Origin of the sequence: Roseospira visakhapatnamensis (assembly GCF_014197915.1) — a bacterium.
GTDB classification, from domain to species: Bacteria; Pseudomonadota; Alphaproteobacteria; order Rhodospirillales; family Rhodospirillaceae; genus Rhodospira; species Rhodospira visakhapatnamensis.
Window position 1 is genome coordinate 1 of sequence record NZ_JACIGK010000049.1, and the last position, 11,485, is coordinate 11,485.

Below are 11,485 nucleotides of genomic sequence, written 5' to 3' on the forward strand. Positions count from 1 at the left end.
CATGCGGACCGACCTCCTAACGGTCAGTCCGTTGAATCATAAAATCGATCCCATGGGAATCCCTGGCGACTCAACCCGACCCCAGAGCACTCTAAGCCGAGGGGCGCGGGCGCATGAGCATCGGGCCGTACAGCACCACGTACCCCAGCAGCGCGAGCCCCCAGGCCACGGCGGTCACGGGCAGCAGGGCCAGCGTCAGCGACGGCACCAGCACCACCGTGATCCGGGTCAGCACGGCCACCAGAATCCCCGCGTAGAGGGCGACGGTGGCGGGGGGCGCCGTCAACGCATGCCCGGTGTGGCCGCGCGCGGCTCGGGTCATTACCGCCAGCGACATGAGGGTGATCGCGCCGATGGTCCAGGTGTGGGTGACGGCGCTGTCCAGCCCGGCCGCCGGCCATGCCACGGCCAGTGCGGCCAGCAGGAAGCCCACGGGCACGAAGGCATGGGCGACGTGAAGCACCGTCACCAGGGGTTCGCCGAGGGTTCGGTGCGGGACCCATCGCGCCTGGCGCACCGCCACCAGCCCGGCGGCCGTGCCCAGCAGGGCGGCGATCGTCAGGGCGGCGGCGGAGCCGTCGGCCACCGCCGGCCGCGCCACCCAGCCGGCCAGGGCCAGCGTGCCCACGCCCAGGGCCAGGCGGTCATAGGCGCCGGGCGGCGCCGGCTCGCGGCCCGGATTGGCCTTGCGCACCCAGTTAGTGGTGAAGGTCGGCACGATGCGGCCGCCGACGATCATGATCAGCGTCAGGGCGGCGGCGATGGCCAGGGACTCCGCGTACGGGGACCATCCCTCGCGCGCCAGTTCCCAGTGGAACAGGGCCGGGGCCACGGTCAGCGCCGTCATGCCGGCGACCACGCCCAGGTTGCGCCAGTTCCGGGCGGTGACGATCTCGCGGGCCGTGACGGCCGTCAACAGGGCCGGAAAGGCGGTGACCAGCGCGGCCACGATCATCGGGGGCAGCGCGTCCGAGAGCGCCATGCCCGCGCGTCCAGCCAGCCATAACGTCACCAGGCCGGCCAGGGGCAGGCCGACGACGGGCGCCCGGCCGGTCCAGTTGGGAACGGCCGTCAGCAGGAAGCCCGCGAGGATGGCCGGCAGGAAGCCGAACAGCAACTCGTGGGCATGCCAGGCCGCCGGCGGGAGGGCGCTGGGGACGGACAGCCATCCAAGGTACCAGGGAACCCACAGGCCCACCACGGCCGCGCCATGCAGCGCCGCCAGCGGGAAGAAGGGCCGCATCCCCAGGCTGAGCGCGGCCGGGGTTCGACGTGGGCGGAGGGCTTGGGTCATGGGCGGGCGTGTCCGGTCGGGGGTGTCGCCGTGCCGATCTTTTCGGGAGCGGGACGGTACGCGCCCCGGAGTCGGCCGTCAACCGGACGGCTGTGAACCCAACCACGCATGCGACCAGGTCCGAGGCCGCCTCACGCCAGTCCCGTGTGCCCACCGACCGGTCCTCGTCCCGGACCCGAGGCCGGCGTCACGACCGACGCCGACGTGCCCAGGGTCGCGGCGACCAGGTTCTCGCCCTCCACGAAGCACAGGGCGTAGTCCTCGCAGACCGCGCAGTTGGGGGCCTTGCACAGCAGCACGCCGTCCTGTTCGCACAGGGTCCGGTAGAAGTACTTTTTCCACCGCATGCCCGGGTTGCTGTCCGACAAGGGCCGGAAATGCTGGGCCATCAGGCGGCCCAGTTCGGCCCGACTGGTCAGCCCCAGGTCTTCCCAAAGATGGCGGTGTCCCAGCGACCGGCGGGCGATGAGGCGCGCCAGCCAGCGGACCATGTCCGGGTCGCTGTCGCGACTGCGGTTGTCGTGCAGCAGGGCGCGGAGCGCGGGCTCCTCGTCGGCGTCGGCCTGGGGACCCCGCCACGACGGATGCACGTCCAGCAGGCTCAGGGCATGCGGGAACAGACGCGCCAGCAGGAAGCGCAGGTCCGTCAGCGACAGCGCCAGGGTATCGGTGAGCAGAACGTCCGGCGGCGCGAACCCCGACGCGATGGCCGACGCCAGGACATGGCGATCAAACGGATCACCCGGCCCCTGGGCCATCAGTTCGGTATAGAGCCCGTCCATCATGACTCTCTCCTTCCGGTCCCGGGCGCGGATGGGGACGACGCCTACGCGGCCTCGACCAGGGGCGCGTGACGTTGCGCGCCGGTGCCGCAGACCTTGGCGCAGGATCCGCAGCCGACGCAGGCGCCGGGTCGGGCCAGCACCGAGATCTTGCGTACGATCTCCTCGTCGTCGTCAAAGGGATCGCACAGGTCGTCGTCTTCGGTGATGCCCTTCAGGTCGATGACGTCGCGGGCGCAGACCTTGATGCACCGGCCGCAGCCGATGCAGGTGTCCGGGTCGATAGCCTCCAGGTAGGCGGGCTCCCACGGGCTTCCGTCGCGGCTGACCAGGGTGCGGGGTGTCATGGCGGGTCCTCTCCAAGGGGGCGGCGAGTGGGCGGCGGCCGTCACGGGCCGGCGAGATCCGGGTGCGCGGCGATCAGGGTGGCGCCCTCCTCCACCAGGGCGGCACCGGCGGCGTCCAGGGTGTCGGCGGTCTTCACGACGACCCCTCCCCATCGTCCTCCAGGAACGCCGGACGCGCGCCGGTGCTGGCGCCGGCGCCCATGGCCTTGCGCAACCAGGGGGGCGGGGTGCCGTCCAGCATGCCGCGCACCCGCTCCAGCACGCGGTCGACGGGTTCGTCGTCTTGCACCTTGATGGGATGCACCCGCGCGTTGACCACGCGGGCCGCCGCCGGGCCGCCGATGGCCTTGACAAACAGCAGCGCGCAGCCCTCCAGCGCCGCCAGACGAGGGCCGACGCGGTCATCCCCAGGGGTGTCTCCATGGGCGTCGCCATGGCCGCGTCCGTCTTCCGCCGTGGCCTCGTCGAACTGCACCGCCTCCACCAGAGACCAGCCGCCGGGGGTGACGTCGTAGATGGCCAGGGTGCGGGCCCCGGCGAAGTGGGCGTTGACGGTGGCCATGTCCTGGGTGGCGAGCGCGACTTTCACGGGGTGTGTCTCCTCGGCGAGGGGGAGCGGGGGCGGGCTGGGGTCAATCAGCCGCAGCCGCCGGGCAGGCGTGGGGGCGTTGGTCATGGACGGTCTCCGCGCGGGAGGGCGGGGGGTGGCCATGGTGGCCGGCGTGGGCGTCGATCAGGGCATTGGCGATCGTCGAGGCCATTTCCCGGGTGCCCCGGTAGCCGGTGAGCGCGACATGCTGGGCGCCCACCCGGTCCACCTGGGGAAAGCCGACGCGCAGCAGCGGCGCGCCCAGGGCGGTGGAGGCGCGGATCGCCGGGGACGGACCGATGACCAGGTCGCAGCCCCCCGCCGCCCGGGTCGCCGTCTCCAGGTCGTCCAGGTCGCCCACCAGCACCTGGCCCACGGGCATGCCCTCCAGGTCGGGCGCGCGGGTGGTGGTGACGGCCACGGGCACGGTCGCGCCCAGGTCGGTGCACAGCGTGACCAGCGCCCGCGACAGGTCCGGCTCGGCGGCGATGACGATTCGCTGGCCCACCACGGCGAAATGGGCGTCGATGAGCGTATCCTGGAGCCGCGAGCGGTCGCGGCGCACCCAGTCCGGCGCCGACCGCCCCGACAGGCGGGTGAGCCAGGCCACCAGACGGTCCCCACCGTCCAGGCCGGTGAGCGTTTCCATGACCGTGACGGGGACCCCGGTGCGGTCGCGCAGGGCCTCGGCGGCCGGGCGCATGTGGTCGCCGAGCGCGAGCACGGCCTCGGCGCGTCCCAGGTCGGGCAGGGCCTCGGCCGGGGTGCCGCCCAGGCTGACGGGGCGCCAGTCCTTGGGGATGTGCCCGTCCAGGGATCCCGCCAGATCCGGCAGGATCGTGCAGGTCAGGCCGAAGCCGTCGATCAGGTCGCGCAGGCCGTCCAGGTCGCCCACCGTCAGGTGACTCCCGGCCAGCACGGTGACATGGCCGGTGGCGCGGGGGCGGGGGCGGGCGGCGGCCTCGACGATGGCATGAACGGCCGCCGCCCAACCCTCCTGCAGGCCGCCGACGAAGTCGGGCGCCGGCACCGGCACCACCAGGGTGTCGCCCAGCACGTCGGCCAGGCGGTCGCGGATGCCCCGCAGGTCGGCGGCCATGTCCTCGCTGCGGGTGTCGGTCAGCGCCGTGGGGCAGACGCCGATGATCGACGGCCGGGACTTGGCGGCGATGGTGCGGATGGCGGATTCGAGGTTGTCGGTGCCGCCGAGGATGGTCTCGATCTCGCCCATGGCCGTGGTCTGAAGGGGGATGGCCTCGCGGAAGTGGCGCACCAGCATGACCAGCGCGAAGGCGGTGCAGCCCTGGGAGCCGTGCAGCAGCGGCAGTCCCCGGTCCACCCCCAGCAGCGCCAGGGCGGCCCCCAGGGGCGGACTGACCTTGAGGGGATCGACCGTGAGGGCCTTGCGGCGGGTCGGGGCGCTGGTCATGGCGCTGGTCATGGCGGGGCCTCCTCGTCCTCCCAGGGGGCGGGCCGGGTCACCTGGTCCCAGACCGGGGCGTCCAGGGTCAGCGCGATGCGTTCGGCCAGGGTGATGAAGCCCTCGTAGCCGGCGTAGGCGTGGTGGCGCTCCTGGTTGGTGTCCAGCCACGGCCGCCGGGCCTTCAGGGCCACGAACTGGGACCGTCCGCCGGACAGCATGATGTCGGCCTCGCCCTCCTTGAGCATGCGGTACATCTCGGCGTTGGGGATGGCGCCGAAGAGGGTGCCCTCCTCGCCCAGCAGGGCGCGGGCGCGGTCCTTGTCGTCCTCGGTGGCCTTGCGCACCGAGGTGCCGATGACCGTCATGCCCATGTCCTGAAGGGTGGAGACGATGGCCCAGCTTTTGTGGCCACCCGTGTAGAGCAGCACCCGCTTGCCGGCGAGACGGTCGCGCAAGGGGGCGAAGCGGCGCCACACGCGGGCCTCCTGCTCGGTGATCAGGGCCTCGGTGCGGTCGATCAGGTCGGCGGGAGCCCCACGCGCGACCAGCAGGCGGGCGAAATTGCGCAAGGCGTCCGAGGTGGCGCGGAGGCCGTGGAACGAGCCCTCGAAATAGGGAATCCCCCAACGCTCCTTCATCTTGCGGCCGACGTTGATCATGGCCTGGGAGCACACCACCATGGACACCCGCGCCCGGTGCGCCTGGGCGATCTGGTGGAAGCGGGCGTCGCCGGTGATGCAGGACAACAGGCGGAGTCCCAGCCTCTCGAACAGGGGGGCGATCTGCCAGAGTTCGCCGACGATGTTGTATTCGGCGATCAGGGCGATGTCGGTGGGGGTGGTGGTCTCGGGCTCGCGGGTGCCGATGACGTGCTCCAGCAGGGTTTCCCCGGCGAGCTTGTTGCCCAGGGTCTTGCTGCCGACGAAGCCCGGGGCCTCCACCGGGATCACGGGGCGGCCATGGTGCTCGGTGGCCACCGCGCAGACGGCGCGGATGTCGTCGCCCACCAGGGCGGGCACGCAGGTCTGGTAGACGAACACGGCCGGCGGGTCGAATGTGTCCACCGCCTCGCCGATGGCCCGCCACAGCTTCTTCTCGCCGCCGTGGATGACGTCCAGGTCGGACAGGTCGGTGGTCAGGCCGCGCCGGTACAGGTCCGGGCCGGAGGAGGCGGCGTGGCGGTTGTCCCAGTTGTTGCCCTCGCAGGCGATGGGGCCATGCACCACATGCGCCGCATCGACGATGGGCTGAAGCGCGATCTTGGCGCCGTCGAAGGCGCAGCCGCCCGCCGCCGCGCCGGGCGTCGGGGCCTTGGCGCGGCAGCCGGCCTTGCGCGCCGTGTCGGACTTGGCGCGGTTGGTGGCGCAGTCCGGCTCATGGAAGACGGCGGCGAGACGGTCGGTGAGCATGGGCGCCTCCGCGACGGGACCCCGGACCGGGGAACGACGGGAGGCATCGCAAGGCGGATGCCAGGGCCGATACGCGAGGATTTCCGCCGCGTGTCGGGCGTGCGACGGGCGGAATGTCGGGTTCGCGACAGGGGGCTTTGTCCGGCCTTCGACGGGATGTCGGGTGGTGTCCTACTCCGACACCGCCAGCCGGGCCGCGAAGCCGGCGAAGGCGGCGGCGAAGGCCCGCTGGATCCAGCGCGTCAGGCGGGCCGAGGACAGCACCCGCGCCCGCAGCGCCGTGGCCGCCAGGCCGTAGGCTACGAACACGACGAACGTCAGGATCATGAACACGGCGCCCAGCAGGCCCATGCGCGCCAGGGTGTCGGGGGCGTTCGCCGGCACGAACTGGGGCAGGAAGGCCAGGAAGAACAGCGACAGCTTGGGATTCAGGATGTTGATGAGGATGCCGCGCGTGGCGATGGTGGTCCAGCCGGCGCGGCGCCGGGCCGGTTCGTCCGCCGCGTCCGGATCCGACAGGGCCAGTCCGCCGCTTTCGCGCCACATCCCCCAGGCCAGGTAGAGCAGATAGAGGACGCCGGCGATCTTCACGGCCTGGAAGGCGACGGCGCTGGCATGCAGGAGCGCGGCCAGCCCGAGCACACTGGCCGCCAGATGCGGCACGATGCCCAGGGTACAGCCGAAGGCGGCGGCGACGCTGGCGGCCGGTCCCCGGAACAGGCCGGTGGACAGGGTGTAGATCACCCCGGTGCCGGGGATCAGCACCACCACCAGGGCGGTGGCCAGGTATTCCGGGCTCAGGCTGTCAAGAAGCAGGTTCATGGCGGGGCTCCTGGGGGGGGGGCGGCGACGCCGGCGGGTGCGCGGGTCAGGATCGGGACGCCATGGGCCGGAGCCCGGGGGGCGCCGCGCCGATCCGGGTGACCACCAGGTCGACGGCCTGGGTGATCATGGTGTCCGTGCTCCGGTTGTGCGCCGCCGGGACGCGATCCAGCACCAGCAAGGATGCCATGCCATGCAGCAGCGACCATAGCGTGATGGCGGCGGCGTCGGGATCGGCGCCGGGCGGGATGCCGGCATGCTGGCCGGCGACGAGGGCCTCGCGCAGCACCGTGAGGGCCTGGCGCGCCGGATCGCGCGTGACCGGGGCGCCGTCCGGCGGGGCGCGCGGCGGCGGATCGAACATCAGGCGATAGAGGCCCGGGTTTTCGCGGGCGAAGCGGAGGTAGGTCAGGCTGGCCGCGCGCAGCCGGCTCCGGGGGTCGCTCCCGGCCTGGGCCATGGCCTCCCGCTGGGCGGTCAGCAGGCGCGCGAATCCGGCGTCGTGGACGGCGTGCAGCAGGGCCGCGCGGTTGTGGAAGTGCCCGTACAGGGCGGGGGGCCGGCAGCCCACGGCCTCGGCGACCATGGTCAGCGACACGTCGGTCGCGGCGTGGGTTTTCAGCAGGTGCAGGGCCGCCGCGACCGCCCGTGTCGGGACGTCGAGCGCCTGGTCCTTGCGAGGTCGGGCCATGGGCTGTCCTGGGCGTGGGTGGAGTCCCGGGGGGGGCCGGTGGCCGCGGTTCGGGCGCGCCATCCCGATCGCGACGGGGCGGCTGATGACCTTTAAGTTAATGTCATTTGGTTTTCGAGACAAGATCCCCCGATCCACAGGCCGGGGCACCTGATATGAGCGCGTCCTTGGCTGTGGTGCGACTCATCCGTTTCTCTGGCGGGCCTTCCGTGGGTTAAGTGTGGGGCCTCAAGGGGCGGATTCGGGGAGAATTGCGCGCTATTTTTTCGGAGAATTCAGCGGTTCGATCGTGCCACGACCGCCTGACAGAGCCGCAAGAGGACCTGTCCGGATTAAAGGTCTTCGTTCATCGTTCTACCGTAACGTCTTGTTTCCCTTATCCCGGGACCGTGTGGGGGTCGCCGGGCAGGGCGTGCGACGACCCCGATACTAGAGAATTACCTAGCTACCCAGGGTTCTTGCGAGTGGTTAGGGTGCGACAACGATCAATTTTATCCGAAATTTGTCTTAATCGGCCATATGCGCAGATTGCGGGTGCCCCGCCACAGGGTGTGGCGTCCACTCGGCGTGTGCGTGAGCGTAACGTCGTCTTTTGGCTGTGGGTAGGCGCCGGAAGCCGGGAGAAACCATGACCCAAAGACCTGGACAGGGGACGCGTCGCCAGGAGGCGAGCGCGGAGAAGAGGTTCGCGCCTGGTCGGGAGGCGGCGCTCATGGTGTCGCCCCGGTCCCGGACGACCTCCAAGAATCGCCTTTTCGCCATCGCGATCGCGATCCTGGGGCTGATCGGTGTGTTGGTGCCCCTGTCGCGGGCGGCCGTGGATGCCCTGGCGGTCGCGCGCGCCGATCTGGGGGACTTCACGGTCGAGGATGTGGCGGACTTCCTGACCTCCGCCGGCCCCGAGGACACCGCCGACTGATCGCGACTCGGTCGCTCGGTCCCTCGCGATGCCGGTGTCAGGCATTCGGCGCGTCCGTGGCCGGCGGACCACCGGGGGACTCGGCGGGTGGACGCCGCCACACCAGGGCCAGGAAGGCGACAAGCCCGCAGACCCCCATCAGGAACAAGAGGGTGGTCAGGGTGCGCGTGGTACCGTCGTGGAGCACGCCGACCAGCACCCCCGCCGTCGCCCCGATCGCCATCTGAATGAAGCCCAGCAGCGACGACACCGCCCCGGCGATGCGCGGAAACGGGCTCAGCGCCCCGGCGGTGCCCAGCGGAATGATCCAGGCCGTGGCGAAGAAGTAGATCGAGACCAGCGGAACCAGCGCGGCCACCGACTGGATCCCGGCCCAGGCCAGCGCGGCGGCGACGCCGCCGGACAGGGTGGCCAGGATCACGCCGGCGCCGATCAGCCGATCCAGATCCACGCGCCCGCTCAGCCGTCCGCCGCTGGCGGCGCCCAGGATGTAGCCGATCACCACCGCCATGAAGGCGAAACCGAACAGTTCCGGCGCCACGCCCAGGACGTCGATGATCACGAAGGACGATCCGCTGATGAAGCCGAACAGGCCGGCGAAGCCGAAGCTGACCGTCAGGGTGTAGCCCACGAACGCCCGATGGCGCAGCAGGTGCGCGAAGGTGCCGGCGAGGCGCCCGGGCCGGGTGGCCATGGGATCGCGATGGCGGTTGGTCTCGGCCAGCAGCCACCAGGTTCCGGTGAGCGCCACCACGCCGAAGACGACCAGCACCCCGAAGTTGGCGCGCCAGCCGAACAGCGAGAAGAGCGCCCCTCCGAGAATCGGCGCCACCGCCGGCGCCAGCGCCATCGCCGAGGCCATGAGCGACAGCATGCGCGCGGCCTCGCCCCGGTCGTACACGTCGCGCACCACGGCGCGGCCGATCACCGGCCCGGCGCAGGCCCCGAGGGCCTGGACGAACCGGGCGGCGATCAGGGCCTCCACCGTCGGCGCCAGCACGCAGGCCACCGAGGCCACGACATACAGCGCGACGCCCCCGATCAGCACCGGGCGCCGCCCGTACCGGTCCGACAGCGGGCCGTGGATCAGCATGCCCAGGGCGAGTCCGGCCATGAACACCGACAGGGTGAGCTGCGCACGGCTCACCGAGGTGTCGAAGGCCTCCACCATGGCCGGCAGGGAGGGCAGGTACAGGTCGGTGGACATCGGTCCGAATGCCACCAGGACGGTGAGCAGCGCGGCTACCGTGCGGGATCGCGGATCGGGATAGGCGCGGGGGGCGGACCCGCTGGGGTCGGAGGACGCTGGGCACATGAGGCGGGGCGGATCCGGTTGAGGCCGGCCTGATCGCGGGTCCCGATCACCAGGCTTGTGCGGCGATCGGTCCGTGTCCGGCGGCGTGAGCAGGCCGGGGGCAAGCGGGCGAGGGGCTGCGGGCAGTCCTTGGTCCTACACACTGGCGGACCGGGCAGCCAGGGGTTTCTCGGCGGTCCGGCCGCGCGCCGCCCGCCGCCCGCCGGTCCCGGGGCCGGGGGGGCGCGTCCCCGAGGATTGCCCCGGTTTTGCCCGATCCTTGCCAAAGTTGGCGGGCAGCCTTCACCAACTCCCAACGGGCCCGGGGGTGGTGAGGAGTCCCTGACCGCCCCGTGCCATCGGGACTGAGGGTCCGTCCGGACCGGCTTCGAACGCCGCGCGCCGTGGCGGTTGGTGTCCTGGGTCACGCCGCGTGCGGTCTGGCGTCAGGGCGGCCCGGACAGACCCTGAGGAGACCGGTGGATGGGCTCGGGAGCCGCTTTTCGATTGTCAGGGTTGAAATCCAATCCCGTGCTGCCAACGTAGACCCCTGGAAGTGCAATCGACTCGCAGTCCTGGGCGCTCGCCCGATCCGGCGCAGGGTGCCCGCAAGACTCAGGAGGACCGATCCATGACCAGCCACGCGAAACAGACTTTCGCCCCCAAGTTCGCTCCGGCGCATGTCGCCGCCGTCGCCGCCCTCGTGGCGATGGGTGTTGTCGGCCTGAGCCAGCCGGCGCCGGCCGCGCCGGCGGTGTCCGATGCCGCCACCATCCCCGTGACCATCACCACCGCGTCCCCGGTGGCCGCCTCGTCCGAGGGGCTGTGCCAGGCGGCGATGGAGGCGGTGGCCACCGGCCAGCCGGTGCCCGTCAGCGCCGCGCCGTGCCTGCGGGCCTTCCTGCTGGAGGCCGATGAGGCGGCCGGCGAGGCCAATCATGCCCAGGCGCGTCCGGCTCCTGAAGCCTGTGAGGCCCTGCTGCCGGCCATCGCCACCGGTCAGCCGGTGATGCTGGGCGCGGCCGTGCCGTGCATCGAGGACTATATGACCGGTGGCGGCCAGGTGGCCGCGCGCTGAGGCCCCCGGGTTCGCAACCAGTGGCCGACCACCGGTGACGCAATGCTGCAAGACGCCGACTGTCGCCGTATCATGGCGGCAGCGCGGACGGGCGGGCTTCTCCTCTCACCGCCCGTCCGCGCGGTCTTGCCTTTCCCTGCCAAGGCGAGCAAGCCTGACTCCCGTTGACGCGCATCCCCGAGCGAGAGCCGGGCGATGTCGTCGCTGTCGGGAGGTGTTGACATGGCGCTCTTGTCCCCATCCGTCCAGGACTCGCGCGCCCGGCCGCCGGCCTGGCGCGCCATGGCGTCTGGACTGATGGCCCTGTCACTGGCCAGTGCTCTGGGGGGCTGCGGACAGGGCGGGCCAACCTATGCCCATCTTCCATCACCCGGGACCGCGCCGGGTATGCTCCCCGCGCCTGGTTCCTTGCCTGAGTCCACGCCACCAACCGTCTCCGCGACTCCCACGCCGGTCGCCGCCGGCCTGTCGGCGCCGCCGTCCGCGTCCGGCATCGGCGCCTGCGGTCGCGTGCGGGCGCTGCGCGACTATCGGGTCCGGCTGCTGGACCTGATCGGCGCCATCGAGGCCGACGGCGTGACCGCCGCCGAGCGCACCGACCTGATGCGGGCGATGGCCCGGTTGCATGCCGCCGAGGCCGACGCCGCCACCGCCGCCGCCGACGTGGCCAACGCCCGCCATCGGCTGCGGGCGCTCACCGGGGGGACGCTGGCCCTTGACGATCTGCCGTCGTGCCCGTGACCCAGCAGTTCTCATTTTGAGCTGAAAGGCTTGGACACGGGACACGGGATGTGATTCACCCTCTGGGTGAGGTGGCTTGAAGAGCAAATCGCGGCG

Annotated in this window: 12 protein-coding genes; 3 read left to right on the forward strand and 9 right to left on the reverse strand. The window is 71.7% G+C overall.

The window, feature by feature from the left end; translation table 11 throughout:
- Positions 1-91: 91 nt before the first annotated feature.
- The 8 genes from GGD89_RS18470 to GGD89_RS18505 all read right to left on the reverse strand — a co-directional run bounded on the left by GGD89_RS18470 (position 92) and on the right by GGD89_RS18505 (position 7,357).
- Positions 92-1,294 carry an NnrS family protein gene (locus GGD89_RS18470; RefSeq protein WP_184048654.1) on the reverse strand — a complete coding sequence of 401 codons (1,203 nt, stop codon included), beginning with the start codon at positions 1,292-1,294 and terminating at the stop codon, positions 92-94.
- Between the two features lie 131 nt (positions 1,295-1,425).
- Positions 1,426-2,079 carry a nitrogen fixation protein NifQ gene (locus GGD89_RS18475; protein WP_184048657.1) on the reverse strand — a complete coding sequence of 218 codons (654 nt, stop codon included), beginning with the start codon at positions 2,077-2,079 and terminating at the stop codon, positions 1,426-1,428.
- Between the two features lie 41 nt (positions 2,080-2,120).
- Positions 2,121-2,423 carry a ferredoxin III, nif-specific gene (fdxB, locus tag GGD89_RS18480; RefSeq protein ID WP_184048660.1) on the reverse strand — a complete coding sequence of 101 codons (303 nt, stop codon included), beginning with the start codon at positions 2,421-2,423 and terminating at the stop codon, positions 2,121-2,123.
- A 133-nt stretch (positions 2,424-2,556) separates the two neighbouring features.
- Positions 2,557-3,012 (reverse strand): nitrogen fixation protein NifX, encoded by a 456-nt coding sequence (nifX, locus tag GGD89_RS18485; protein WP_343058651.1) that lies wholly within the window; start codon positions 3,010-3,012, stop codon positions 2,557-2,559.
- Positions 3,013-3,055: 43 nt separating this feature from the next.
- On the reverse strand, positions 3,056-4,453 hold the full coding sequence (gene nifN, locus GGD89_RS18490) for a nitrogenase iron-molybdenum cofactor biosynthesis protein NifN (RefSeq protein ID WP_184048666.1): 1,398 nt from the start codon (positions 4,451-4,453) through the stop codon (positions 3,056-3,058).
- Positions 4,450-5,844 carry a nitrogenase iron-molybdenum cofactor biosynthesis protein NifE gene (gene nifE, locus GGD89_RS18495; RefSeq protein ID WP_184048669.1) on the reverse strand — a complete coding sequence of 465 codons (1,395 nt, stop codon included), beginning with the start codon at positions 5,842-5,844 and terminating at the stop codon, positions 4,450-4,452. Before nifE ends, nifN begins: the two co-directional genes overlap by 4 nt.
- A gap of 171 nt (positions 5,845-6,015) precedes the next feature.
- The gene (locus GGD89_RS18500; protein WP_246423226.1) at positions 6,016-6,666 is read right to left on the reverse strand and encodes a LysE family translocator; all 651 of its coding nucleotides are present in this window, start codon (positions 6,664-6,666) and stop codon (positions 6,016-6,018) included.
- A gap of 46 nt (positions 6,667-6,712) precedes the next feature.
- Positions 6,713-7,357 carry a TetR/AcrR family transcriptional regulator gene (locus GGD89_RS18505; RefSeq protein ID WP_184048672.1) on the reverse strand — a complete coding sequence of 215 codons (645 nt, stop codon included), beginning with the start codon at positions 7,355-7,357 and terminating at the stop codon, positions 6,713-6,715.
- 712 nt (positions 7,358-8,069) lie between these two features.
- Between GGD89_RS18505 and GGD89_RS18510 the strand changes: the two genes are divergently transcribed.
- Entirely contained in the window at positions 8,070-8,276 is a 207-nt protein-coding gene (locus tag GGD89_RS18510; protein ID WP_184048675.1) for a hypothetical protein, read from the forward strand.
- A gap of 37 nt (positions 8,277-8,313) precedes the next feature.
- Here GGD89_RS18510 and GGD89_RS18515 read toward each other — a convergent pair whose 3' ends face one another.
- The gene (locus GGD89_RS18515) at positions 8,314-9,591 is read right to left on the reverse strand and encodes a multidrug effflux MFS transporter (protein WP_184048679.1); all 1,278 of its coding nucleotides are present in this window, start codon (positions 9,589-9,591) and stop codon (positions 8,314-8,316) included.
- A gap of 610 nt (positions 9,592-10,201) precedes the next feature.
- On the opposite strand from GGD89_RS18515, the gene GGD89_RS18520 reads away from it, so the two are divergent.
- Positions 10,202-10,648 (forward strand): hypothetical protein, encoded by a 447-nt coding sequence (locus GGD89_RS18520; protein ID WP_184048682.1) that lies wholly within the window; start codon positions 10,202-10,204, stop codon positions 10,646-10,648.
- A 222-nt stretch (positions 10,649-10,870) separates the two neighbouring features.
- On the forward strand, positions 10,871-11,389 hold the full coding sequence (locus GGD89_RS18525; protein WP_184048685.1) for a hypothetical protein: 519 nt from the start codon (positions 10,871-10,873) through the stop codon (positions 11,387-11,389).
- The last annotated feature ends 96 nt before the right edge of the window (positions 11,390-11,485 follow it).